The sequence below is a fragment of the Paenibacillus sp. W2I17 genome (assembly GCF_030815985.1).
GTDB lineage: Bacteria > Bacillota > Bacilli > Paenibacillales > Paenibacillaceae > Paenibacillus.
Genome location: NZ_JAUSXM010000001.1, coordinates 2,834,334 through 2,858,418, shown reverse-complemented (window position 1 = coordinate 2,858,418; position 24,085 = coordinate 2,834,334). Strand labels below are relative to the sequence as shown.

Genomic DNA, 24,085 nt, shown 5'->3' with positions numbered 1-24,085 from the left:
TGAGAAGAGTTGAGAACAGCAAAACGTAATCTGTGAGTTGTTAAAAGGTTTTAACCTACTAACGCGAACCCACAGGTCAGGGGAAGCGACCTCAATATCTACCTAAAAAACAAGCCGAAGCGTAGATCTTACCGCTTCGGCTTGTTTTGTTTACTCTTTATTTTCCAAAATCCAATTCTTACTTCGCACTTACCGATTTAAACCAATCATTCACCTCTTGCGTGATCTGGTCACCGCCATTGGATTTCCAGTTGGCGACGAATTGGTCAAAGGCATCAATAGGCAGATTGCCGTAGATGATTTTGTTGAAGGTTTCCATCTCAGACTGGCGGAGCAGGTTCCATTTGGATACCATGGTTGGTGTTGCAGCGCCAGTGAAATAGTTTTGTTTACGGACGTCGATCTGGGACATCACGACTTTACCTGCATACCAGTTTTCCGGTTTACGGAATTCGGCCATTTGTTTCTCGTAAGGTGTTTCAGGCTTCTCGCCGTTTGCCAGCTTCACGAGTGTTTTCATGTACAGATCCGGGATACGTGCTGGGCCGGTCAGGAATGGGAATTCGTTGGAGAAGTCTTTGATCTTCTCTTTGTCACTGGTCGGTTGTCCGTCAATGATATCCCAGTCGTAACCTTTGGCGAAGCCGTATTCATACTCACTGCCCGCTTTCGGGTTAGCCAGGTTATCGAGCAAGTAGTTGTAGTACAGGAAGATGGCTTCTGGATGCTTCGCATCCTTGTTGATCATGATACTTGCGTTGACACCAGAGTTCTGCCACTTCGTACCGATCTTGCCGTCTGGGCCAGCTGGAACAGGGTAAGCTTTATACTTTGAGCCAGGTACGTTCTTCAACAGGTCAGGTGCAGGCCAGTCCGGTACCCAGTTTGCGCCAGGCAGAATGCCCGCTTTGCCAGCTGTCCAGCTTTCAGCGGATTTGCCTTCGTCCCACAGAGCCGAGTCAGCGTGGATATAACCTTTATCCATCCATTCAGCCAGCTTGGCAAGGGCTTGTTTGGCACCCGGGTTAACGGAGCCGTACTCGAGATTGCCGTTTGCGTCTTTGTTCCATTGCTCCTCGATTGTGCCGTATGCACCGAACAACCAGTCGAGCTGACCCATCCAGGTGTTGGTGTTATTTTTCAGCGAGATCGCCAGCGGGAATACTTTGTCTGGAGACAGACCGTCCGGGTTCTCGTTCTTGAATTTGTCCATGATGTTCTCAAGGTCTGCGATGGTTTTCGGAGCTTCCAGGTTCAGCTTCTCCATCCAGTCCTCGCGGAGCCAGAGCAGTGTATCGTCGTTATCGGTGTACTCCATGATCGGCATGTTGTATTTCTTGCCGTCCTTGGTGAACGGATACCACAGTTCAGGATGTGCTGCTGCGTGATCTTTCAGGGTCTGACTCGCGTACTTGTCGAACAACTCATCAATTGCGATGAATTGACCGGAGTCGATCAGCTGATTGGTCAATACCGCATTGGTAGGTACTGTTACGAAATCAGGCAGTTTCTCACCAGAGGCGATAGCCAGTTGCAGCTTTTGTCTGTATTGATCGTCATTGGCTGGATACCAGGTATCTTTATGCTTCATACCCAGCGTTTCGAGCATCCAGCGATCGTGCACGTTATTTTCTTTGGTATCTCCTTGCACGTATTTCTTCGGCATCAATACCGAACTGAACTCGATCGGTGGATCATATTTTCCTTTAGCAAAAGCAGCTTCTGCTTCAGCTGAGCCGACAGTTCCCGGCGTATTATTACCATTGTCACTGGCTGTCTCGCCACTGCCGCACGCAGTGATCGTGATGAGCGTGATAACCATGAGCAGTGACCACCATGTTTTTTTGAATTTGATCATTGTTCAATCCCCCTACGGTGTATGATCTTTACAGTGTAACTGTACCAATTTGTGCGGGAGTGCATCTATATGAGTTTTTTAGTTTCGATAGGACTCTATTAGTGAATGTTCCAAAAGAACGTTTTTCAGTCATGTTATTTATGCTGGTCTCTATATTCTTGCGGCGTAACGCCGAATTGACGCTTGAACACTTTGATAAAATAAGCCGGGTCCATATAGCCAATCTCCATGCTGATTTCGTACACTTTTTTGGTGGTCGTGACCAGCTTGTGGCAGGCCCGATCCATGCGCAGGCGCGAGATATAATCACTGATGCCTTCGCCGGTTTCGATCTTATAGATTTTGGACAAATGGGTCGGGTGCAGATTGACATGGTCAGCGAGCACACGTAAAGATACATCCAGATGCAGGTTCTTATCTGTAAAATCCTGAATCTTCTTCACATACTCGGAACGGATGTCTTTGATCTCGTTGGACGTACCTTCCTTGAGTTTGCCCAGCACGCTGAGCGACCATTTCCGCAATTTGCTGATGGTAGCGAAAACTTCGCCACTTTGCAAATCCTCAACATCATTGCCCATTAAAGTGGTCAGAGTCAGTTTGTTCCGGTGGGCGATGTTGGTGAATGAAGCCGTAATGAGAAAACCTGCCTCCATGCAGTGCTCCCATGATTCCGACCATTTCTCATCCAGCTCTGCGCAGACCGCGAGGATTTTCTCTTCGGCGGCTTCCCACTGTCCGCTTTCTAGCAGACTAATAAACGTTGGCGGGGTATATAGTACATCTAAGGGACCTTGTGCCGCAGGTGTCTCGACATCGCTGACACGCATGACGAATTCACGTTCGTCTCCGACGATCTGCCTGAAATAGGCGGAAGCCTGACGGAAGCGATCGTAAAGCTGATCCGGAAAGGTGAACCACTCGGTGATAACGATGGAGAGGGAGCCTTTCAGAAACTGTTTTACTTTGGATTGAAGCTGAATCGAAAGCTTCTCCAGAATGGTTTCTTTACCAATATCGCCTTTCCGTTCTTTCAGCTGTAGCAAAAACACCAGATATCCGTGCTCCTCCTTGACGCCCCACACTTCCATAAACTCACCCATAATCTCTTCCGCCATGTTGATGATCGCATATTCGATCAGGGTCTGATCATTGCTGTCATAGTGTCCGAATTCTTCTTCCAGACGTACCAGCATTAAAGCAGCATCCCCGGTATGAAAGGGCAGAGCGTAATTGGCGAGCTTCCGATCCCATTCCGCAGCGGCGATTCGTTGTCCCTGTAAAGCTCCTAGGAGCAGTCGTCCCCGCAAATGGGGGAGATTCTCTCGCAAGGTAAACTGCGTTCGTGTCAATGAACTGACAAGTTCCCATTCGTTATTCAATTGATCGATGGCCTTCTGAACGGCACCCATTAATTCATCGTCAGTCGGGGGCTTGAGCAGATAGTCCACGGCCTCGAACTGGATGGCTTTTTTGGCGTAATCAAATTCGGAATAGCCGGATAACAGAATACATTTTATTTTTTTGTCCCGGATGCGGATGCGTTCGATTAGTTCAATACCTGTCATTTCAGGCATCTGAATGTCTGAGATCACGATATCGATGGGGTGAGTGTCGATCATTTGTAGTGCTTCGTGTGCCGAGTATGCTTTATGCACATGTTCGATCCCCAGCGTGTGCCAGGGCTTGGTCATGGACAGGTTATCGACCCAGTGTGCTTCATCGTCTACGATCATCATTTGCATTGTGTTTGTCTCCCTTGGTGGTTGAACTAAGGCGTATTTACACTTGCCACTCCGATGACAGAACAACCTTCCGATCGCTGTTACCCCCAGATTTTCTGAATCACTTTTATAAAGGTGAAAATCTGGGGATAAAGGCGAACACTTCGTTTCTTCAGGTTTTTTCTGTCCTCTGCGTTCACGTGTAAATGGTTCGTTCAAAATCAAATGTCAACTTATCGTTAGTATAGTATCAATTTGTATCGGTATTTCCTTTATCGGAATCGGTGTCCTCTTTCGGTAACTCCCAGATGATTTCGGTTCGGAATCCGCCAAGTGGAGATGGGCCGAATAGGAGGTAGGAATGACTGCCGAACAGGTGCGTGATTCGTTGGTGCGTATTCCAAAGGCCGCAGCCCATTTCTTCTTGTAAAGGTTCCTGCATCTTCAGGTTCAATGCCTCGTACTGTTCCGGGCTTAAGCCGGGACCATCGTCGTCGATGTATATTCTGCCAAAACCATTCAAGCGCTCCCCGGTAATTCGAATTTCCCCGGAAGAGTAGGATTTCGCCACACCATGTATGACTGAATTCTCGACCATCGGTTGAAGCATTAATCGTGGCACCGACTGGGCAAGCATATCCTCAGGGATATCAATGTGATACTCAATGCGACCATTACGCAGCTTCTGGATATCCAGATAGTTGATCAGCAGCTTGATCTCTTCTTGTAGCGACGACGTCTCCCGTTCCATACGGGTGGTGTAGCGATAATACGCACTTAGGTTATGCGCCATGGAGACCACGGCTTGCTCGTCCTTCATCTGGGCCATGTTGATGATATAACCTAGACAATTATATAGGAAATGCGGATTGATCTGCGCTTGTAATTGCTTCAGCGTAGCTTCCCTGGCTCTAATTTTCTCATGGAACACATTCTCGATCAGATCCTGAATCTGATGGGACATATCGTTGAATCGGCGGAACAGGAATGAGAACTCATTCTGGTTTTTGCTATACAGTCGGACAGAATAATCCCCTTGCTCTACACGGCGTAAACCTTTGATCAGTTTTTTGATCGGATATTGAACATTCCGGTACAGCAGGATTGACGCAGAGATACCCACCACCAGCAGCAAAATCATACAGGTGTAGAACAGATTCTGACTGAGCGAGATGGGTTTCAAAATCTGATACAGCGGGATGACGTCAACCAGATGCCAATCCAGATAGGTGGACTTCACGGAGCTAACCAGATATTTCTTTCCGTTCAGTTCGACCACGTCCTGTGTGGTATCCTCTGGCGAGTGCGTATCCAGATACTGAGTGAGTGCTGCGGATAACTGTTTGTCCGCGCTGCGATTCAGAATGGGTGCATTTCCTTTGTGATATAAGAAAGGATCACCTTGTCCGCCTGCTTTATACGTATCCAGCATATTCTGAATGTTCTCATAGCTGAAGCTGGCTTCAATCACCAGATTGCTTCCAGTGAGCATTCCTGGTTGGGCAAGGGAGTCCGTAAAGAACCAGTAGAAGGATTTCATCTCATCTTGTGATTCGGCACTTTGGTCCCCATAGGTCCATTGTCCGCTCATATTTTTTTTCAAATACGCCTCATCATATCCGGTAGTTCGATTGTAGTTGGCGATGACATCCTCATTCTGCTGTGAATACACCGCATATCGGGTAGGCCATATATCGGTAACGCTCGTCTGAAGCGTCATTTTCTCCTGAATCACATAACGGGTCTGCATCCGGTCATATCGATCATCCCACATGTTCAGGCCGTTGAAGGCTCTGACATTCGGATCTCGGGAGAGAATCAGGCTGAAATCCATCATCTGATTGATACGGGAGTCGATCTGACTGGACAGAAACGTAAGTTGTTTTGTGTTGGAGATCTGCAATTCTTTGCTGACGACATCATAGGTGACGTTATTCGAGTAGGTGTACATGATCAGAATGGGGATGAATAAGACCACAATTAACAAGTTTATTTTGGCGAATAGACTGAATCGGGATCTGGTTTTATTTTGAAAAGGCATTAAGCGCTTCCATATATACATGAAAAGTCTCCTTTAAATTCGTGTGTAAATTAACCTCTTCCTAGGATGGCCCTAACAAAACACTATCAAGCCTAACAATGTTATATAGCAGACCTCAGTATGGCTTGATACTATTTATATCAGAGAACCCCATCACACACAAAAACTTTTTTTGGGAACAGGAGCAGTGCTATGGAGGCTAAATTGGAGGGTAAGCGGGTCCCGCAGGCAAACGTTGGGAACAAGCTGGATAAAAAGAGAAAAAAACGCTATAAACAGCCATGGATTCTGCACTTCATGGTGTTGCCGGCGGCCATTATGGTCTTTATATTTTCATACATTCCGATGTCCGGGATTTTGATGGCATTTCAGGATTATAAACCTGCACTGGGATTTTTCAATTCCGAATGGGTAGGACTAAAGCACTTCAGGTACATGTGGGAAAATGATTACTTCCTGCAAATTACGTGGAACACGCTATTTTTTGCCTGCACGAAGATTGTCATGAATCTGATTATTCCGTTTGTCTTTGCCTTATTGCTCAACGAGGTACGGAAGATGGCACTGAAAAGAACGATTCAGACGCTTGTGTATCTTCCTCACTTTCTGTCCTGGGTTACGTTATCAGGCATCCTGATCGACATTCTGGCCCAGACGGGTATTGTCAATCAGTTCCTGGTATCGGTATTTGGCATCAAGCCGATCTTCTTCCTGGGGGATGGCAGCTGGTTCCGATTCACGATTATTGCGAGTGATGTCTGGAAAGAGTTTGGATTCAACACAATCATCTTCCTCGCGGCACTGTCCGGCATCAACCCTTCACTCTATGAAGCGGCTGAGGTGGACGGCGCAGGACGCTGGAAGCAAACGATGTATATTACCATCCCGGCTCTTATTCCGATTGGGATCGTCATTGCAACCTTGGCACTGGGGAATGTGCTTAACGCCAACTTTGACCAGATCTTTAACTTATATAGTCCGTTGATTTACCAACAAGGAGATATTATCGATACGTTTGTGTATAGAGAAGGTCTGCTTAGTGGACAGTTCAGTTTCGCTACCGCTGTGAATCTGTTCAAATCGGTCATCAGCCTGATCCTGATTGTGATCTCGTACCGACTGGCTTACCGATTCGCCGGATACCGAATTTTCTAGAGAGGAGGACGAACAAATGTATCATAAAACGATGCCTTACCGCATATTTAGCATATTCAACAATGTATTTCTGACCATTCTTTCACTGCTCTGCTTGCTGCCTTTGTATCACTTGCTCATGGTATCTCTTAGCGCATCTGCACCTGCGAATGCTGGTCTCGTCACGTTCTGGCCGATTGGATTTACACTGGAGGCATATGCGAAGACATTTGCCAATACCAACTTCCTCTCCTCCTTATGGGTATCCGTGGAGCGGACGGTACTGGGTACAGGACTTGCGTTAATCGTTAATACGATTGCAGCCTATGCGCTCTCCAAGGAGACGCGGGTGTTCCGTGCACGTAACATCTATCTGTGGTATTTTGTCATCACGATGTTGTTCAGCGGTGGCCTCATTCCGGGGTATATCCTGATTCTGAAGCTGGGACTGATGAACACATTGCTGGCTTTGATCTTGCCAGGATTGGTTGCGGTGTTCAACATCATTCTGTTGCTGAATTTCTTCCGTACCGTTCCAAAGGATCTGGAGGAAGCTGCATTTATCGATGGCGCAGGACATTTCCAGACGTTTATCAAAATCTATCTGCCGGTCTCCGTACCTGTTATTGCAACGGTTTCACTCTTCATGATGGTTGGGCATTGGAACGCATACTTTTGATGGGATTATCTACATCCGTGATGCGGAAAAGCTGCCACTTGCGACTTTCATGCAGACAATCATCGTGCAGGCCGATATGTCGAAGCTTGATCCAGAAGCGGTGAAGAACCTGTCCCAACGGACCATTCGGGCTTCGCAGATCTTTATTAGCGCGCTGCCGATCCTGCTTGTGTATCCGTTCCTGCAACGGTACTTTGTAACGGGGATCGTGGTTGGTGCTGTTAAGGAGTAGTTAAATGTAGGGGTTAGAATAAAATGGAGTCACTGAACTGGGGAAGGCCAGGGAGGTGGCTTCTTTTTTGTTATGGAATAGAAGTATATTACCTTTAATTGAATAAAATGGTACTATGAGAGTTGATTAAGAGCATGAGTCATTTACCAATAGGAGGATGTGGACAAAGTGAAGAAGATTATGGTTGTTACCCTTGCTTTGACGTTTTTGAGCGTATTCATGACTTTTACAGCCACAAGCGCACCGAAAAAGATCAATATATTACTTAATGAAAAAGAACTAAAGACTCAAGCAGGCGCTGAAGCTCCCAAGAAATCAATTGAAGTTATGGTTAACTTGGAAACATTTCAATTAGTAGAGGCAAATGATTATATCATCTCTGACGGCCACATACTCGTTTCGCCAGCCTATATTACGAATGTACTAGATTTCGATGTGCCTGGTAAAGGGATATGGTGGGATAACGAAGCCAAAAGTGTAATATTTGCATATGTCGACAAAGATGATTATCCAAAACCAAGGTTAACTTTTAAGGTGGGGGAAAGCTCTTTTACCGAGTTCGACAAGCAAATTGAACTAAAGAGTAAAGTATTAATGGTAGATGGAAGAGTTTATTTGCCGTTAAGAGCAATTAGTGAAGCATATGGTAAGGAGGTTCATTGGGAATCCAATAACAGCAAGAACATGGTTCGAATAACTGCGAAGATTAACTTGCCATGACTTTTATGCAGAACAACAGGTTTTGAAACGATTTCGTTAAACTGGAAACATCCAGGCTCGATCTCAAATATTCGTTGAAGGGTAGGAGGGTATATGGGTTCAAGAATAATGCATCTGATAATTGCAAATAGAATTGCTGATAGCCTATCAATCAAAGATAAGACGCCTTTTTTACTTGGAAGTATCGCTCCGGATGCTGTTTCATCAAAAGATTCGTCACATTTCTTTGCTGGTGAAGTACAAGACTTTTCAAGGAACGTTGACTACAAAGGCTTTATACATAAATATAGATCGCAAGCAGAAGACTTATATGTACTTGGTTATTTTACACATTTGATTGCTGATGATATTTGGTTGAAAGGTTTTAATCTGCCTTGGTTAAAAAACAGAATGGATGCAGACGCTGGATTATATAAACTGTATCATAATGATTTCAGAATATTGAATGTGAAGTTATTAAAGCATTATGGATACACAGATGAATTAAGAAGGTCGCTGAATTACATTTCTACATTGCCTGAATTAGATGAGGTTAAATCAAAAGATGTTGAAAAATTTGTTCCATATGTATTGGGTGATATGGAATATGATAACGCAATATTGGATGAAAATCTTAATGTTTTTACGTTTAACCAGATCGTTGGATACTTAGAGACATCAGTCGATATGGGATTATTGAATATGAGGTATGTAAAGATAAAGTATAATTTGTAGGCTATATTTCTGAAAAGTGGAGATCGGAACAAAGCCCGTTGCCCATACACTCCCAATCCTGTTATAATTCCGGTATATCTATCGTATTGGGGGTTATGACGTGGCAATATGGATGATGCCGGATTGCTCGTTCGCTAGAAAGCCTTACGCAAAGCCTGAATAGGGGCGGACTTTGTGTAGGGCGCGACAAAATGAGATCGTATGCCCTGGAATCAACATAATGGTTCAACCCGCAGGCTTTGCACCTTACTTTATTTTCCTAATAAAAATAAGGGGCTGAAAGCCATGCAAACACCATTTATTTATAATCATCAATTTAATTATATTCAAAAACAAGCTGATTTCCTGCTCAAAACGCTGCGCTCGGTCGTGGACCCCAAAGTGTTGGATACGGTCCGTTATACCGTCAGCACGAATGCCGTTGGCATCTTCAATGATCTGACGCCGGAACAAAAGCAACTGCTGGAGCAGTTATCCACGTATGAGAAGACAAATGAGTTGCAGACCTATCTGAACCAGCTGGAAGCATATCTGATTCCATTTCCGCAAGTATCCGCGAAGCAGATTCAGAAGCTGTTTCCCAAGGTAAAGAAGCTCAAAGTGCCGGATCTGGAATCCATCGATTACGCACGTACAACTTATCTGAGATGGACCGACATTGCTACCGATCGCTTGTTCATCGTGTATCCGCACGAAGGCAGATTCCTCGGAATTGAGGGGCGGCTTACAGCCACGAACAAGAAAGGGTATTGCATGTTCTGTCATCGCCATCAGGAGCTCGGATTCTTCAACGTGAAGACCAAGAGTTATACGCCGGACAACATTTCTTCCGTGGCCCAGTACGTATGCATGGATAACACAGCTTGTAACCATAGCATCACCGATACTAGTATGTTGGAGAAGTTTCTTCTCTCGACCGTAAAATAATTGAATCTAAACAAACAGGGTCGCTCTTTGGAGCGACCTTTTTGCTGTGTTCAAGCGGAATTGGGACGTCATAACCATGCAGCGCTATTAATATCTTTATAGCGTCGAAGGATCGTTGGCATAGTTCAGTCCCAAGTGATGTGCATGGTTCAGCAGTGCCTCATAGTGCTCAGGCTTGGATTCCAACGTTTCATATAAAAACTCAACCCTCGATTGGGACACGCCGCAGTAATCGGCAATCCCCACATTGAGCAGGTTGGCGATCGATTGACCATAGTTGCGCTTCTGCACCTGTTCTTCCGTCACACCCGAAAGAGCGATCCACAATATCTGCTGATGAGGGAGCTTGTTCGCGCCGTAGGCAAATCCGTTGTTCATGACACGATCTACATAACCTTTCAACATGGCTGGCAGATGCCACCACCAGAGAGGAAACACAAAAGCCACAGCATCGTGTTTCTTCAATCGCTTCATCTCGGTTTCAACCTCAGGCGAGAACACCTGATTTTCTTGGGTATAGTCTGGTTCATCCATTTCTCGGAGAATTGGGTCGAAGCCAATCCCATGCAAATCCAATATTTCATAACCGTGACCGGCATCGGTAAGACCCTGTGCAAAACGTTGAGCTACCTGAAAGGTCAAGGAGTCTTTTCTTGGATGGGATACTACAATGAGTACGTTCATCTTATCTTTCACTACCTTTCTGGAATGCAGTCTTGTAGCCATAAATCAGTGGCTGATGCTATTATAAACAGGTATGAAAACATCTGGAAGTACGCACTTTGATGTTCTATAGGAAGAATGAAGTGCCATAGGAACATCAAAGTACCCTAAATGAATGCCTTGAAATAGACTTGAATAATGGAAAAAATAGCAGAAAAAAAGATTATGATTCACCTTGATAGCCTATTTATGGAGGGGTTCAAAAATGACGGAACATGGAGAAACGAGTGCTCCAAAAAAATATAAAGTAGGCGTGGAAGCGGCCTTGGAAGTAATGGGTGGGAAGTGGAAACCTTTGATTATTTATCATTTGATGACAGGACGGAAACGCACGTCGGAGCTTCGAAGATTGATACCGGACATTACACAGAAGATGCTGACAACACAGCTCAGAGGTCTGGAAAAGGATGAGATCGTACAGCGCAAGGTATATTCGGAGGTTCCTCCCAAAGTGGAATATGAGTTAACGGACTACGGCTGGGGACTCAAGCCTGCCTTGGACCATTTATGTTATTGGGGAGAAGACCATCTGGATAAAATCCACGGGGATAAATTTAAAGTTATGGAGGATTTCGATTCTCAGGAAAGTTGAAGAGAGGGGCACGAGAAGGTGGATGGTACAGAGCACATGAAACAGGTAGTTCCCATTCGTTGTGAAGGCATTGCTGTAGTTCTGTTGAAGAAAAGCCTCGATCAATACCGTGTACTGATGCTGAAACGGGCTGGTCGTATGTTGCATAACGAGTGGTGTTATGTTGGCGGCGGGATAGAAAAGGGCGAGAAGGTATGGGAAGCTGCACTCAGAGAAGTTCATGAGGAAACAGGTATTACGGAAGTCCGGTTGTATTCTGCCAATCAATTCGAACAATATTATTCACCCCTGGAGGAGTATATCTATATTGCTCCCGTATTCGTAGGATATGTTGATGAAGACCAGTCTGTCCGGTTAAATCATGAACATACCGAGTACCAATGGATGACATTTGACGAAGCCAAAGAAAATGCCGCATTGCCCGGAATTGATAACATTTTGGATTTTGTTGAAAAGCATTTTGTCAGAAAAGCCCCTTCCGAGTGGCTTCGGATTAATGGTTAGAATAATTAGGAGGTGGAACTCATCACATACAAGACGATTTATCCAAGAGCATGGTTGAGCCTACTATGTATGTTGGTCATTGAAGCTATGTTTTTCAGAAATATTATTTATGATGAAAATGGTATTATGAAGTACTTCCTGATCGTTATATTGACCTTTATTCTCGGTTATATCGTTTTTCTGCTCTGGCGTTTGTTTTTCACTAAACCCAGTATTACGCTGGAAAGCGATCATGTGATTTCTATGAAACATCAGAGATATGATGCATCTCAGATTGAGTGTATTTATATGAATTACAGACGGATTGGCATCAAACTCTATGGTAAACGGTTAGTGCCGATGGATCTATGTTTTTATTTTCAACGAGGTCAGGAGTCTGCAGGCGTAGAAGCTGTGCATGAATGGGCGGCGCGAAACGACAAAGAGATCAAACATAAATTGTTTCAAACCGTGGGGTAGAACAGTGTTTGTGAATATAAGGAATCGTTGAGGCTGAGGATTTTGGAGGCGTAGCGATGCAAACAATAGAGCAATTTCTAACGAGATCAGGTCTATGCTTCAATAGCAAAATAGATTTTTAATAATTAGCAGGAGAGATGCATATGAGATATCGAACGAAAGAATGGTATGAGCTGTGTCAGCGGACAGGGCTTCATTTTGGGATGAGGGTACATAGAGGAACTTACGAATTGGACGAAGCACTTTTCCTGCGACGTTATAAAAGAAAAGAAAAAGAGTATGTAGAGTTTCAGCGTGAGATGTATAATACAGATCCTCGTTTTTTGCTGGAGCAAAATGGCCATGGTTTTGTGCCTGCTGAAAAGTTCTTTAGTGGAAATGAAATATTGGAAGACGATAAAAGAATATACCAGATGCCTGCTGAAGAAAAAGAGCGGATCGAAAAATTAATTGCAGATTATGATGTGAGGCCTCCTTTTGATGAGTTGAGCTACAAGCAAGAGTTTAAAAGCAATCTGGAATGGGATTGCAAAAACCAGAAAGAGCGTTTACCTAAAGAAATCTATGAGAAAATTGCGGATATCCGTATATTTACGTTGGGTTATTGCACGAGAGAAGTAATGCTACAGTTAAAGAAACAGAGTGAAGAAAATAGGAGAGAGATGGAGCGTGTATCGAATGAATACAGGGAAGCCATTTTAGCGCAGGATATTCCCGATGAAATTCGTAGCCGGATTCAATTTCATGATTGTACAGTGATAGAACTGCTGACGGGTGATGAGGTGGTCATTCGTTTTGACACCCGTGGGGGCTTCACCAACATAAATAAACTTACGCTGGTTGCACCCGAAATCATCAAGCAAGACGGTGGGATTGTAGGCAGTTACTGGATGTATCAAGAGCTGTATCGGATCGATAACGGATATGAGCTTCATGTTTTATTTGAGGGAGAGAGTATGCCTGAATTGATTGTTCGCTGTGCTGACATTCTCGTAGAGGAAGAATGAGAGAGGCCAAGAGGATGAATATGGAGGGAATAGAGATGGAATGGACCACCAGTACCTTTGGTTATTTATCTACTCCCGTATTTGTCGTGGGCATTGCATGTTACTTCTTTCCTGATTTTCTATACAAAATATTTGTCCTGATGAGATATCGAAAAATTAAACCGAATTACGAGTTTGAAGATAACCCACCCAATAGTGATATCCCTAAACATATCGAAATAATATTAAAAGTACTAGGCACCATAATGGTTATATTAGGGATCATATGGTTTTGGTTTTCAGAAGAGTTTTATAACATATTATTTTGACAGCAAGGAGTTGAACACCATTTTGGAGCTTTATGGAGCTTTAGTAGTATCACTTATATGTTTAATTGTGGTTCTTATCTTTGCTGCAATTGTACGTTATGCGATAGATTCATCCAAAACATCTAAAAAGCTGGATGTATTAATTAAAGAAGTGCACTATCTGAAAACTGAAATCAAAAAATTGCAACACCATAAGCAGCAAGATGGTAGCAAGCATATTATTGATGAGAAAGTATAGATGAACGACAAGACTTGAAATTTTTTTAAGAAGGGAACAGACCATGATGAAACCACAGGGAAACGTACAAGCTGTTTTTATAGACAGAGATGGAACAATTGGTGGTACAGGTCATTTTATTCATCCGAGAGATTTCAGATTATACCCAAATGCTCAAGAAGCAATTATGCATTTAAAACGAGAAGGAATTATGGTACTGGCTTTTACGAATCAATATCGAATCTCACGTGGAGAAGTGAGTGTTGAGGATTTTGAAGAGCAATTTCGCGAGTACGGATTCGATCACTCCTATATATGTCCGAATGAGCAAGAATGCAGTTGCAGAAAGCCTAAACCCGGAATGTTATTACAGGCCTCCGAGGAACACGGTCTGGATTTATCCAAATGCATCGTTATTGGAGATGTAGGAGATACAGACATGCTTGCTGCCCATGCCGTAGGAGCGACCAAGATCATGGTGCGAACAGGCTGGGGGGAATCTTCATTAACCAAATTCAGAGACAAATGGATGGAGACCGAACCTGATTATATCGCAGAGGATATTTGGGGTGCCGTACAATGGATCATTGATGGAAGGGAATTTAGAAAATAAAAGACAGGAGGTAACTGTGTATGGGTATGTCAGACTATTACAAAAACCTTAGGGACAAGATCGGCAACGAGCTTATTTTTATGCCAGGTGTAGCTGGGATTATCCGAAATGAACAAGGGGAAATTCTGTTCGGTCGTAAACATAACGAATCAACCTGGGGGCTGATTGCTGGAGCAATTGAGCTTGGTGAACTACCGGCGCAAGCGATGGTAAGAGAGGCACTGGAAGAGACAGGTCTAGTTGTTGAACCCGAGAAGATTATCGGAATATACGGGGGTGAAGCAAGAAGGTTTACATACAGCAATGGTCATCAGGTTGAATATTTGACTATCGTATTTGAATGCGGGATCAGATCTGGACAACTTACGCCCGATAATGAAGAGATGAAGGATCTGCAGTTTTTCCCGGAGGATCAGCTTCCACCCATGGCAAACCAGTATCCAGATTATATTTTTAGCTCCAATCAAGAGGAACGGGCGCATTTTGAAAGATAATCCAACCGACTGTGCGATTAAAATCTAAACTCACTCACCTTATCTTCGACAAATGAATTCAGATCCTAGTTATTATGAGGAGAACCATATGTTAATTAATCCAACGATTAATGAGATCAATGACTTATTCAAGATGCATCATATCAACGAAGAAATATCTAAAATTCAAAGTTTGTCAGGTACCACAGCTGGACGTGTTTATCGGTTGAGTACGAGTCTGAATAAACACTATATTTTGAAATCGGATGAACCCGAACAGATTCACATCGCCCAGCAGTTTTTGGATACGTATAAGAATTCTTCGTTATTGCCTGAAGTTTTGTTGACTGATCCGGATAACACTTATTTTATCTATACGTATATGGAAGGCACGACCCATTTCAACCGGGGCCAGAAAAGAGACTGGTTAACTCGTCTGGTGAAAGAGTTATTCAATACATATGTGCGTTCTTCAGATACGAAATCATGGGGCAGAACAGAGTTCCCAACAGAGGACCTGGAAAGAATTCAATCAGATTAGTATTCAAGAAGCAAAGATGAATATCGGAAGTGTTTTAACAACAGATGATTATAATCTGGTTCAATCCAAAGTGGATCACCTGTTTCATGAGGAAGAAGAAAAGTTTCTTTTACATGGCGATACGGGGGTTCATAATTTTGTATATGATCAAAATGAACTTATCGCGTTATTGACCCATCTCCAATGGTTGGACCTATCCTCTATGATTTCTTGTATGCTTTTAGCTCTTCGCCGGATGATATCAACACCGAAACATTAATTGCTACATTTGAACTTCTGGAACAAGTGGAAATGGAAAAATCCAGATTAATAGAGGAAGCTCTGGTCCATCTATATTGCCGAATTGGGCTGAGCAATAAGCAACATCCTGATGATCTGCCTGAATACTTGAAGGCATGGCAGGAATGGAAGCGATTATGTCATGAATTTTGAACTAGCAAAGCTCTAAAGCTATTGCAAATGCCGTAGTTCGGACTATACAAGACAGGAGAGATATCACAAGTTGGATAACAAAAATAGTCTGAATCGTCCGAATATTTGGACGACCCCCGATATACTTCATGGCGACTTACTTGCCAGTAAAGAACTTATCTATGACAAGTGTGGCTTTGAGTGCTCTCAACCACATGAAGAAGCACAAAATGCTGAATATGGTGCATATGTGTTCACCTTAAATTCTCTCTCCATTCGATTCCGTGTCGCCAAAACCACGCCAACCAAGATTGGACAATTTGTTACCCTGTGGCAGCGGAGTGAAGATGGATCGACACAGCCATATGATGTATCAGATCCAGCAGATATGTATGTCATTAGTACGCGCTCAGGTAGCCATTTTGGTCAATTTGTATTTCCAAAACATGTATTGTTAGAGCGAGATATCGTATCGGATCAAGGCAAAGGTGGCAAGCGCGCCATACGTGTATATCCGCCTTGGGACAAGCCAACAAGTAAACAGGCTCTAAAAACGCAGCAATGGCAGCTGGAATACTTCTTGGAAGTCCCTTTTACTGAACCATTGAATTATGATCAAGCCCGGATATTTATGATAAACCACTATAATCACCTATGATTTAGGAGTGTGGTCATGATCGTATTAACGTCAGCAATCGTATTCACCTTCCTGATCCTAATCGTTATTCTCTTTCAAGTTGCTTTAGTGGTAGGTGTACCGTGGGGCGAGTATGCTATGGGTGGAAAGTTTCCCGGGAAATACCCTATCTCCAATAATCATTGCCATTTCATAACAATGAGCAACAATGGAATATACTAAACTAGAGCTCTGGCATGTATGCCAAAGGGCTCTATTAATCACTGCCGTTCCTCATTTATACTAATGATAGTTTAACCCTACATAGAGAAGATCAACGGAGAGGAGCGGTTTTATTATGCCGATCTACTACTACCTTGCAGCAGTTTTATTAGTTGTAACAGCCTATTTGGTTCGACGTAAGCTCAAGATTTTCCGTCCAGCAGGAAGACGCAGAAAACAGACGAAAGTTACGTACAAACGAAAAAAAGCACCATTGAATCTTGGACTTCGAGAAGAAGTCTCCTATCAGCAAACCATTCTTCAATTGGAGAAGAGTTACAATAAGCATTTTGCCAACAAACTCAAGATCCGAATTCAACAGGAATATCCTCACATTAAAACGCTGGAGTATCGGTGGAAATTGATAGAGCTTAAGCGATATTTCATTATGGCTTCATTACTTAAGCAGGTGCCCATGTTCAGTGATGAAGTTGATGATTTGTGGCATGAGATGCTGATGTTTACGAAATCTTACGCTGATTTTTGTGCAGAATTAATGGGTTCCACGGTACACCATGAGCCGGCAATCACCCGCCGCGAAACGCCAGGAGCACGTGCATGGTTTGACTGGGTGTACTGTCAATTATTCGAGTTCACTCCCTACAGTGCTGCAATCTGGGGTGATTTTTTCACTTACCCATTATCCAGTGATGTACAGAAGCTGATCGCACAGGGAGATCAGTCTGAACTGGTGAATGAGTTGTTTCATTCCAGACGCATGCAGGAGGATCCTGAAGCTGCTCAGGTGATTGCCTACTTGATTGATCAACTACGTAGATCCGCAATGCTAAGTGAAGAAGGGCTGTCTCCAGCATCTTCCGGAAGTAGCGATGTAGCTCTCGTCATGGCTAGCGCCATGGTGTATTACTCCATGCATAACGAGGCGACATATGGGTTACACATGGGGCGGCTGGAACAGGAAATTCTTCCACAGGAAAAGGCAGCCTATGTTTCCTCGTCAAGCAGTAGTTGCACGAGCAGTTCCAGCTGTTATGCGGATCAATGTACCGACAGTAGTAGTTCCTCGGGAGGATCCGGATCATCCTCGGGATCATCTTCTGACTCTTCTTGCAGCTCATCCAGCTGCTCATCTTGTGGTGGTGGCGGAGATTAATGAAGTTGAGTATTTGGGCTACAGTGAATCTGCAATCTTGAATGAAACAGTCACTAGACAAATGGAGATTGCCGGAAAGGAAGAGCACATGTGAAGCAACAAATTCACACCGTATTTAAGTTTTATAGGTTTTAGTTTAGTCACTCTGACCTTGAGTGTGCATATAAGTTTCAAATTAGGAATTGAGAAAGGCTTGGATGAAGTCCAAGCTGGAACGCGGAAAAATGAACAAAGAAGATTTCTTGGATCAGATCAAGAAAGTTAAGATCAGTTTGGGAATCAACATCAGTTATATTGTCATCCTGTTGTTTCAGCTAGGATACGTCATTATAAACTGGGACGAGGTTAATGTTTAGCCTTCTGACTTGCCTTTCCTGATTTTGAATAGAAACATACATAACCTTTAGGAGGAATATTCATTGAAAGCATTATCAATCGTTAGCCTTATTGGGTTCTTACTCAATTTTTTATTAATCGTAGTTTTTATAGATGGTTCGCAAGAAAGTGCGGAGGTAGCGGCAGGTTTGGGGATTTTGGGTGTCCTGTATGGTCTGCTTTTCTCAATTCTAGCCTTGATCATATCAAGCAAGAGAAAAAAGACCCCTGTGAATGTTCATGAACAACTGTTACAGTTGGGTGACTTAAAAGAAAAAAATATCATATCAGAATATGAATTCGATCAAAAGAAAGAGAAGTTACTCTCCAGATACAAGTAGTCCAGAGCCCGCTACGGTTAGGTAAAGGCTATTCTATTTTCTACTCATACCCAAAAGCCGAACTTAGGAAAATGAAAACAGGGCGTTCCCTTCACCGGGGAATCTGCCCTGTTTTCATTTAGAAGCAACTAATATTTGTTACCCTTCTCAATGGTGATGATGCGCGTGGGCATCTGGTGCGTCGCCTTTGACCGTACATAATACCGAGGTGTCATGCAGATGTTTCTCGGACTCCACTTGGAGCGTTACATGTTTGATTTCTTTATGCTCCAGCATATGTTCAATCTTCTGAACCAGGATCTCGGATGCATAGACATCCATCGTTCCATCCACCACGATATGAGCGGTCAACGCATTCAGGTTACTGGTAATGGACCAGACATGCACATCGTGAACACCTTTGACACCTTCGACTTGTTTGATGGTCTGCACCAGTTCATTCACATCGACATTGGCGGGAGTACCTTCCATCAAGATATGCAGGGAGGATTTGGTGACATAGAAACCACTTCGTAATACCAACGCCGCGACAATTACACTTGCAAGTGGATCGGCCCAACCCCAGCCAAAGAACATCATGAGCAGTGCTGCCGCAATGGCCCCAACCGATCCCAACATGTCGCTGATGACATGGAGATAAGCCCCTCGCATATTCAGGTTATTCTCTGTATCGCTACCACGCATCATGATCCAGGCCACCAGAATATTGATGAGCAATCCAATGACGCTGATGATTAACATGCCTACGGTTGCGACTTCTGGCGGGTTGATAAAACGCCCAATCGCTTCGTAGAAAATGTAGAGTGCAATGGCGATTAACGTAATTCCGTTTAACGTAGCGGCCAAAATTTCAAATCTTCTGTATCCGTACGTTTTGCCAGTATTCACCGCTTTTTCACCAAAGGTGAACGCCAGCAAAGCGATCCCGAGCGCAATGGAATCGGACAACATATGACCTGCATCCGAGATAAGCGCGAGACTGTTGGTGATGAATCCACCAATGGCTTCAACGATCATATAGATGGTAATAATAATGAAGGAAAACAACAGGACTTTCTTGTTATTGGTGGTGTGAGCGTGGTTGTGTCCATGATCGTGCCCATGGTTCTGATCGTGATGATGTCCGGACATATAAATCCTCTCCTTTGGAGCCTTGCTCCGTTATGTAATATGATTTCTAGTGTGGAATATAGATGATTCTTGTTAATATTTGATCACCTACAAATGAATATATGAGCGTTCGTTCATATGTTGTGGTTTTATTATAGTTGCGCCTCATAATAGTGTCAACCAGATTCATGGAAATGTAAACATGGCCGCGGTGTTTCCGGGAATGTATGCTGGCGAATGAGATTGCTTTTATGCTACCATCTGTGCAGGATCAAAGTGAGATGTACTGGTTACATAGAAGGGCGGACAACCATATGAAACATCTGCTGCTGGCAGACGATGATGCCAATATTCGAGCACTCCTGCGGCATGTCATGACCAAGGAAGGGTATCGGGTCCATGAAGCGCAGGATGGATTGGCAGCGGTCAAACTGATGCAAGAAACGCCGATCGATCTGGCGATCCTCGATGTGATGATGCCAGGTATGGATGGACTGGAGTTATGTGATTACATTCGGCAGCATTACGACATTCCAATTATGTTGCTGACGGCACGAGATCAGCTATCTGACAAGAGAGACGGTTATCTGAAAGGAACAGATGAATATGTGACCAAGCCATTTGAACCTGAAGAACTGGTCTATCGGGTAAAGGCGTTGTTTCGTCGGTACCATCGCACATCCAGCGATATCATCCGTATGAACCGGGTTGTCATTGACCGTAACAATGTTGAGGTTACTGACGGGCAATCCATTCTCTTTTTGCCGATGAAAGAATTTGAATTACTCTCACAGCTTGCCCAGTTTCCAAGCCGTTTGTTCTCGCGGGATGAGCTCATTCGGCTCGTATGGGGAGCAGATTATGAAGGAGATGACCGTACCGTTGATGTACATATCAAGCGGCTGCGTGATCGGTTTGCGGATTATACGGATGATTTCGTGATACAGACTGTGCGGGGCATTGGTTACAAGATGGAGGTGAAAGCACCTTGAGGACCTTGTACGTCCGGGTATTCCTCATTACAATTGCGGTGATTGTGGTCAGCGGCATGCTCGGTTTTCTTTTGTCCAACATCTACTATCATACAAAGCTCAAGGATTTCAATGATGAGAAGCTGGTGGGCATCGCGACGCAAATGAAGCAATTTGTGGAACAGCAACCCGGCACGATGGAGCAGTATTTGAACAATGCCGCCGCACTCGGGTACGAAATCTATGTGACGGATGGAAAAGGCAACGACCAATTCTACGGCCGCGAATTCCGTGAGAAAGATCTGGATAAGCAAGCTGTGAAACTGGTGCTGAATGGAGAAATATACCATGGCGTCGCCCAGTTTCCAAGCAAACCGTTCATTACCGGTTTCTTCGATAATCAATTAAGCAATACCGTGGGTGTTCATCTACAACTGGGCAATGCGAATTACGCTCTCTTTATGCGTCCGGATGTAATCCTGCAATTCGGTGAGCTGCGAATCTTTTTTGCGCTGATTGGAGCATTGACGGTGGGTATTAGTATCCTGATCTTTCTGATCAGTACCCGCTATCTGGTCAATCCGATTGAACGTCTGTCCGAGGCGACCAAGCGCATTGCACAAGGAAAATATAATCTGAAATTGCCTACCGCAAGGCGGGATGAAATTGGACAGCTGGCCCAGCATTTCATGACCATGAGTCGTGAATTGGAAAGGGTAGATCAGGCGCGACAGCAGTTTGTATCGAATGTATCGCATGAGATTCAATCACCGTTGACCTCGATTCAGGGTTTTGCCCAATTGGTGGCCGATCGAGATCTGCCTGAACAGGAAAGAGAGCATTATGCATCAATCATTGAGGAGGAGAGCCGTCATCTCTCTTTGCTCAGCAAACAACTACTTCTCCTGTCCTCCCTAGAACAAGGCAACGAAGATCTGAGCAAAGTAAAGTTCTCTCTTCGAGATCAATTCCGGCAAGCGGTTCAGGTGCTGCAATGGCAACTTGAAGAAAAAGAGCTACTGCTTCGGATTTCGGTGCCCGAATCCATCCAGCTAGTGGGCAATGAAGTGCTACTCATGCAGGTGTGGATGAATCTGCTGGGTAATGCAGTGAATCATCTGCCACAGGGAAGAAGCATCGAGATTCATGCCGAGCAGACAGATAACCAGTGTGTGATTCAGATTCGGGATACAGGAGACGGGATTGCTGCGGAGCATCTGCCTTTCCTGTTCGATCGATTCTATCGGGTGGATCGTGCGCGGGAACGTTCTTCTGGACGAACAGGGCTTGGACTTGCCATTGTGCAGAAAATTATCCGAATTCATGACGGTACAATCGAGGTTTCCAGTTCGCCTGAGGGTACAGTCTTCACGGTGACACTTCCGCAGATGTAATCTGTTATTCATTTGCCGTTCATTTTCGCCTCCTATACTTGGATTATCAAGAGGGAGGTCACAGAACATGTACTTGGCTATTCGGGAAATGAGGTATGCCAAAGGGCGCTATGCCTTAATTGCTACAATCATGGTACTTGTTTCATTTCTGGTACTGTTTGTTACAGGTCTTGCACAGGGGCTGGCGTATGATAACGCAGCTTCGGTCAAAAATATGGCAGCAACCCACTTTGTGCTGGAGCAGGATTCGAATCATCGGTTCACCCGGTCACAAGTGGATCAGGATCAACTTAATCAAGCTCGCTCCGTGGTGGGGCAAGAGAACGCTGAGCCACTCGGTGTGAAAATGACAACCGTCAGTCCAACCGGCGACACAAAAAAGATCGATGTCACGCTGTTCATGGTTAATCCGGAGGGCTGGCTTGCTCCAACGGTGACTGAAGGGTCTCCGATTACAGATAAGACGAACGGGCAAGTTGTGGTGGACCATAAGTTGTCTGAATCTGGTGTCACAATTGGCACCGTCTTGGTCGATCAAGCTTCGGGAACGGAGTGGACCGTTGGTGGATTTGTACAAAATGAGTCCTTCAGTCACTCCCCAGTGGTGTTCCTGAATGAACAGGAATGGCTTACGCTTCAAGGAGGTTCACGGACTTCGCAAGGTTCAGCAGACACCAATGGCAATGCGCCGATGTACAATGCTATTGCGATTAAGGATGGGGGCGATCAGGTAGACCGCCTGAGTGTTGCAATGCCTAATACGGAAGTCATCACAAAGTCGGATGCCGTATCGGCCATTCCTGGATATAAGGAAGAACAGGGATCATTGCTCATGATGATCGCATTTCTATATGTCATCTCGGCGTTTGTGCTTGCAGTATTCTTCTATGTCATCACGATTCAGAAAACGAGTCAGTTCGGCATATTAAAAGCCATCGGAACGCGGAATGGTTATCTGGCGGGGAGCGTTTCGTTACAAGTTCTGGTCTTGTCAGTTGGTAGTCTGATCATTAGTGTACTGTTGGTTCGACTGTTCGAGTCCATCTTGCCAGCATCAATGCCATTTCAATTAGGCTTGTCCACTCTCGCACTGACCTGTGTATTATTCATACTCATGTCTGTGGCGGGTTCGTTATTCTCGGTGTGGAAGGTTAGCAAAATTGATGCACTTGATGCGATTGGGAGGACAGCAGCATGAGAAACCGATTGGTATTACAGGGAATTACACAGACCTTTGAAGATGGCGGCAGCAAACGCACGATTCTGGACAAACTGGACCTTGAGGTTGCTGAAGGGGAACTTGTGGCTGTGATGGGGCCTTCCGGCTCGGGTAAAAGTACATTCCTGTCCATTGCTGGCGCACTTCTTGAACCAACGGAAGGAACGGTTTTGCTGGACGGGTCTTCTATTATGGGCAAAAGCAAACAAGATATATCCAATGTACGGCTCCAGCAACTCGGTTTTATCTTTCAAAGTGCCAACCTCATTCCGTATCTGAAAGTAGAAGAACAACTCATGGTCGTTGCAAAGCTCGCCGGATCGGATAAAAACAAGGCGGAGAAACGAGTGGATGAGTTGTTGGATACGGTAGGGTTAACCCATCGGCGGAAGGCGTATGCGGAGAAGCTGTCTGGCGGGGAACGTCAGCGGGTCGCCATTGCACGGGCCTTGATGAATGATCCGGCTGTTCTGCTCGCGGATGAACCGACAGCCAGTCTGGATGCGGAACGTGGACTGGATATTGTCGGCATGATTGCACGGCTCGTAAAGGAGCAGAGCAAGAGTGCAGTGATGGTTACGCATGATGAGCGGATTTTGCCGCTCTGTAGCCGGGTTCTTTTTTTGGAAAATGGAAAGCTGGTGCAGCATTAGAAGGAGAATGGTCTGAGAGTCTGGAGAGAACACTGATTCAAGGCTTAAGGGCAGAGAGCGTAAGAAGAGGGTCACGTATTCCCCGGTGGGAAGGTGGCCTTCTTTCTGTGTTTTCGACTATAATTGGAAGAAT

At 44.5% G+C, this 24,085-nt stretch carries 26 protein-coding genes and 1 pseudogene; 22 read left to right on the top strand and 5 right to left on the bottom strand.

The window, feature by feature from the left end; translation table 11 throughout:
• Window positions 1–178: 178 nt before the first annotated feature.
• From QF041_RS12675 to QF041_RS12665, 3 genes are all read right to left on the bottom strand, one after another.
• Complete coding sequence (locus tag QF041_RS12675; protein WP_307414452.1) at window positions 179–1,858, bottom strand: type 2 periplasmic-binding domain-containing protein; 1,680 nt, start codon at window positions 1,856–1,858, stop codon at window positions 179–181.
• 134 nt (window positions 1,859–1,992) lie between these two features.
• Complete coding sequence (locus QF041_RS12670; RefSeq protein ID WP_307414451.1) at window positions 1,993–3,603, bottom strand: response regulator transcription factor; 1,611 nt, start codon at window positions 3,601–3,603, stop codon at window positions 1,993–1,995.
• A gap of 229 nt (window positions 3,604–3,832) precedes the next feature.
• Window positions 3,833–5,644, bottom strand: a complete 1,812-nt coding sequence (locus QF041_RS12665) for a sensor histidine kinase (RefSeq protein WP_307414450.1) — start codon at window positions 5,642–5,644, stop codon at window positions 3,833–3,835.
• 276 nt (window positions 5,645–5,920) lie between these two features.
• Between QF041_RS12665 and QF041_RS12660 the strand changes: the two genes are divergently transcribed.
• The 5 genes and pseudogenes from QF041_RS12660 (at window position 5,921) to QF041_RS12640 (ending at window position 10,029) form a co-directional block, all read left to right on the top strand.
• On the top strand, window positions 5,921–6,778 hold the full coding sequence (locus tag QF041_RS12660; protein WP_258166392.1) for an ABC transporter permease: 858 nt from the start codon (window positions 5,921–5,923) through the stop codon (window positions 6,776–6,778).
• A 16-nt stretch (window positions 6,779–6,794) separates the two neighbouring features.
• Window positions 6,795–7,668: pseudogene (locus QF041_RS12655) on the top strand (carbohydrate ABC transporter permease).
• Window positions 7,669–7,836: 168 nt separating this feature from the next.
• Complete coding sequence (locus QF041_RS12650) at window positions 7,837–8,388, top strand: stalk domain-containing protein (protein WP_307414449.1); 552 nt, start codon at window positions 7,837–7,839, stop codon at window positions 8,386–8,388.
• Between the two features lie 93 nt (window positions 8,389–8,481).
• Window positions 8,482–9,102 (top strand): zinc dependent phospholipase C family protein, encoded by a 621-nt coding sequence (locus QF041_RS12645; RefSeq protein WP_307414448.1) that lies wholly within the window; start codon window positions 8,482–8,484, stop codon window positions 9,100–9,102.
• A 285-nt stretch (window positions 9,103–9,387) separates the two neighbouring features.
• Window positions 9,388–10,029: a FusB/FusC family EF-G-binding protein gene (locus tag QF041_RS12640; protein WP_307414447.1), complete on the top strand. Its 642-nt coding sequence runs from the start codon at window positions 9,388–9,390 to the stop codon at window positions 10,027–10,029.
• Window positions 10,030–10,125: 96 nt separating this feature from the next.
• Here the strand turns inward: QF041_RS12640 and QF041_RS12635 are convergent, their stop codons facing one another.
• Window positions 10,126–10,713, bottom strand: a complete 588-nt coding sequence (locus QF041_RS12635) for an NAD(P)H oxidoreductase (RefSeq protein ID WP_307414446.1) — start codon at window positions 10,711–10,713, stop codon at window positions 10,126–10,128.
• Window positions 10,714–10,957: 244 nt separating this feature from the next.
• Here QF041_RS12635 and QF041_RS12630 point away from each other — a divergent pair, with 244 nt between their 5' ends.
• The 13 genes from QF041_RS12630 to QF041_RS12570 all read left to right on the top strand — a co-directional run bounded on the left by QF041_RS12630 (window position 10,958) and on the right by QF041_RS12570 (window position 18,605).
• Entirely contained in the window at window positions 10,958–11,344 is a 387-nt protein-coding gene (locus QF041_RS12630; protein ID WP_307414445.1) for a winged helix-turn-helix transcriptional regulator, read from the top strand.
• Between the two features lie 36 nt (window positions 11,345–11,380).
• Entirely contained in the window at window positions 11,381–11,848 is a 468-nt protein-coding gene (locus QF041_RS12625) for an NUDIX hydrolase (RefSeq protein ID WP_307414444.1), read from the top strand.
• Between the two features lie 69 nt (window positions 11,849–11,917).
• Window positions 11,918–12,307 carry a hypothetical protein gene (locus tag QF041_RS12620; protein WP_307414443.1) on the top strand — a complete coding sequence of 130 codons (390 nt, stop codon included), beginning with the start codon at window positions 11,918–11,920 and terminating at the stop codon, window positions 12,305–12,307.
• Window positions 12,308–12,450: 143 nt separating this feature from the next.
• On the top strand, window positions 12,451–13,314 hold the full coding sequence (locus QF041_RS12615) for a DUF4085 family protein (RefSeq protein WP_307414442.1): 864 nt from the start codon (window positions 12,451–12,453) through the stop codon (window positions 13,312–13,314).
• 330 nt (window positions 13,315–13,644) lie between these two features.
• Window positions 13,645–13,860, top strand: a complete 216-nt coding sequence (locus tag QF041_RS12610) for a hypothetical protein (RefSeq protein WP_307414441.1) — start codon at window positions 13,645–13,647, stop codon at window positions 13,858–13,860.
• A gap of 43 nt (window positions 13,861–13,903) precedes the next feature.
• On the top strand, window positions 13,904–14,452 hold the full coding sequence (locus QF041_RS12605; RefSeq protein ID WP_307414440.1) for an HAD-IIIA family hydrolase: 549 nt from the start codon (window positions 13,904–13,906) through the stop codon (window positions 14,450–14,452).
• A gap of 20 nt (window positions 14,453–14,472) precedes the next feature.
• A complete protein-coding gene (locus QF041_RS12600; protein ID WP_100529628.1) occupies window positions 14,473–14,946 on the top strand; it encodes an NUDIX domain-containing protein in 474 nt (157 codons plus the stop codon).
• Between the two features lie 88 nt (window positions 14,947–15,034).
• A complete protein-coding gene (locus QF041_RS12595) occupies window positions 15,035–15,466 on the top strand; it encodes a hypothetical protein (RefSeq protein ID WP_307414439.1) in 432 nt (143 codons plus the stop codon).
• 183 nt (window positions 15,467–15,649) lie between these two features.
• Window positions 15,650–15,898: a hypothetical protein gene (locus QF041_RS12590; RefSeq protein ID WP_307414438.1), complete on the top strand. Its 249-nt coding sequence runs from the start codon at window positions 15,650–15,652 to the stop codon at window positions 15,896–15,898.
• A 70-nt stretch (window positions 15,899–15,968) separates the two neighbouring features.
• The gene (locus tag QF041_RS12585; protein WP_307414437.1) at window positions 15,969–16,535 is read left to right on the top strand and encodes a MepB family protein; all 567 of its coding nucleotides are present in this window, start codon (window positions 15,969–15,971) and stop codon (window positions 16,533–16,535) included.
• Window positions 16,536–16,851: 316 nt separating this feature from the next.
• Entirely contained in the window at window positions 16,852–17,889 is a 1,038-nt protein-coding gene (locus QF041_RS12580; RefSeq protein ID WP_307414436.1) for a glycine-rich domain-containing protein, read from the top strand.
• A 197-nt stretch (window positions 17,890–18,086) separates the two neighbouring features.
• Window positions 18,087–18,245: a hypothetical protein gene (locus QF041_RS12575; protein ID WP_307414435.1), complete on the top strand. Its 159-nt coding sequence runs from the start codon at window positions 18,087–18,089 to the stop codon at window positions 18,243–18,245.
• Between the two features lie 63 nt (window positions 18,246–18,308).
• Window positions 18,309–18,605, top strand: coding sequence for an SHOCT domain-containing protein (locus tag QF041_RS12570; protein WP_047842134.1), 297 nt, complete (start codon window positions 18,309–18,311; stop codon window positions 18,603–18,605).
• A 147-nt stretch (window positions 18,606–18,752) separates the two neighbouring features.
• On the opposite strand, the gene QF041_RS12565 is transcribed toward QF041_RS12570, so the two are convergent.
• Window positions 18,753–19,736, bottom strand: a complete 984-nt coding sequence (locus QF041_RS12565; protein ID WP_047842135.1) for a cation diffusion facilitator family transporter — start codon at window positions 19,734–19,736, stop codon at window positions 18,753–18,755.
• A gap of 293 nt (window positions 19,737–20,029) precedes the next feature.
• On the opposite strand from QF041_RS12565, the gene QF041_RS12560 reads away from it, so the two are divergent.
• The 4 genes from QF041_RS12560 to QF041_RS12545 all read left to right on the top strand — a co-directional run bounded on the left by QF041_RS12560 (window position 20,030) and on the right by QF041_RS12545 (window position 23,952).
• Window positions 20,030–20,707 carry a response regulator transcription factor gene (locus QF041_RS12560; protein ID WP_307414434.1) on the top strand — a complete coding sequence of 226 codons (678 nt, stop codon included), beginning with the start codon at window positions 20,030–20,032 and terminating at the stop codon, window positions 20,705–20,707.
• Entirely contained in the window at window positions 20,704–22,080 is a 1,377-nt protein-coding gene (locus QF041_RS12555; protein ID WP_307414433.1) for a sensor histidine kinase, read from the top strand. Before QF041_RS12560 ends, QF041_RS12555 begins: the two co-directional genes overlap by 4 nt.
• Window positions 22,081–22,147: 67 nt before the next feature.
• A complete protein-coding gene (locus QF041_RS12550; RefSeq protein WP_307414432.1) occupies window positions 22,148–23,278 on the top strand; it encodes an ABC transporter permease in 1,131 nt (376 codons plus the stop codon).
• Window positions 23,275–23,952 carry an ABC transporter ATP-binding protein gene (locus QF041_RS12545; protein ID WP_307414431.1) on the top strand — a complete coding sequence of 226 codons (678 nt, stop codon included), beginning with the start codon at window positions 23,275–23,277 and terminating at the stop codon, window positions 23,950–23,952. Before QF041_RS12550 ends, QF041_RS12545 begins: the two co-directional genes overlap by 4 nt.
• Window positions 23,953–24,085: the final 133 nt, after the last annotated feature.

What these genes read in the sequence shown, in the direction of transcription:
- QF041_RS12675 (WP_307414452.1), bottom strand. Translation starts at nt 1,858, where the DNA reads ATGATCAAATTCAAAAAAACATGGTGGTCACTGCTCATGGTTATCACG.
- QF041_RS12670 (WP_307414451.1), bottom strand. Translation starts at nt 3,603, where the DNA reads ATGCAAATGATGATCGTAGACGATGAAGCACACTGGGTCGATAACCTG.
- QF041_RS12665 (WP_307414450.1), bottom strand. Translation starts at nt 5,644, where the DNA reads ATGTATATATGGAAGCGCTTAATGCCTTTTCAAAATAAAACCAGATCC.
- QF041_RS12660 (WP_258166392.1), top strand. Translation starts at nt 5,921, where the DNA reads ATGGTGTTGCCGGCGGCCATTATGGTCTTTATATTTTCATACATTCCG.
- QF041_RS12645 (WP_307414448.1), top strand. Translation starts at nt 8,482, where the DNA reads ATGGGTTCAAGAATAATGCATCTGATAATTGCAAATAGAATTGCTGAT.
- QF041_RS12640 (WP_307414447.1), top strand. Translation starts at nt 9,388, where the DNA reads ATGCAAACACCATTTATTTATAATCATCAATTTAATTATATTCAAAAA.
- QF041_RS12635 (WP_307414446.1), bottom strand. Translation starts at nt 10,713, where the DNA reads ATGAACGTACTCATTGTAGTATCCCATCCAAGAAAAGACTCCTTGACC.
- QF041_RS12630 (WP_307414445.1), top strand. Translation starts at nt 10,958, where the DNA reads ATGACGGAACATGGAGAAACGAGTGCTCCAAAAAAATATAAAGTAGGC.
- QF041_RS12625 (WP_307414444.1), top strand. Translation starts at nt 11,381, where the DNA reads ATGAAACAGGTAGTTCCCATTCGTTGTGAAGGCATTGCTGTAGTTCTG.
- QF041_RS12620 (WP_307414443.1), top strand. Translation starts at nt 11,918, where the DNA reads ATGTTGGTCATTGAAGCTATGTTTTTCAGAAATATTATTTATGATGAA.
- QF041_RS12615 (WP_307414442.1), top strand. Translation starts at nt 12,451, where the DNA reads ATGAGATATCGAACGAAAGAATGGTATGAGCTGTGTCAGCGGACAGGG.
- QF041_RS12605 (WP_307414440.1), top strand. Translation starts at nt 13,904, where the DNA reads ATGATGAAACCACAGGGAAACGTACAAGCTGTTTTTATAGACAGAGAT.
- QF041_RS12600 (WP_100529628.1), top strand. Translation starts at nt 14,473, where the DNA reads ATGGGTATGTCAGACTATTACAAAAACCTTAGGGACAAGATCGGCAAC.
- QF041_RS12595 (WP_307414439.1), top strand. Translation starts at nt 15,035, where the DNA reads ATGTTAATTAATCCAACGATTAATGAGATCAATGACTTATTCAAGATG.
- QF041_RS12590 (WP_307414438.1), top strand. Translation starts at nt 15,650, where the DNA reads ATGGTTGGACCTATCCTCTATGATTTCTTGTATGCTTTTAGCTCTTCG.
- QF041_RS12580 (WP_307414436.1), top strand. Translation starts at nt 16,852, where the DNA reads ATGCCGATCTACTACTACCTTGCAGCAGTTTTATTAGTTGTAACAGCC.
- QF041_RS12575 (WP_307414435.1), top strand. Translation starts at nt 18,087, where the DNA reads ATGAAGTCCAAGCTGGAACGCGGAAAAATGAACAAAGAAGATTTCTTG.
- QF041_RS12565 (WP_047842135.1), bottom strand. Translation starts at nt 19,736, where the DNA reads ATGTCCGGACATCATCACGATCAGAACCATGGGCACGATCATGGACAC.
- QF041_RS12560 (WP_307414434.1), top strand. Translation starts at nt 20,030, where the DNA reads ATGAAACATCTGCTGCTGGCAGACGATGATGCCAATATTCGAGCACTC.
- QF041_RS12550 (WP_307414432.1), top strand. Translation starts at nt 22,148, where the DNA reads ATGTACTTGGCTATTCGGGAAATGAGGTATGCCAAAGGGCGCTATGCC.
- QF041_RS12545 (WP_307414431.1), top strand. Translation starts at nt 23,275, where the DNA reads ATGAGAAACCGATTGGTATTACAGGGAATTACACAGACCTTTGAAGAT.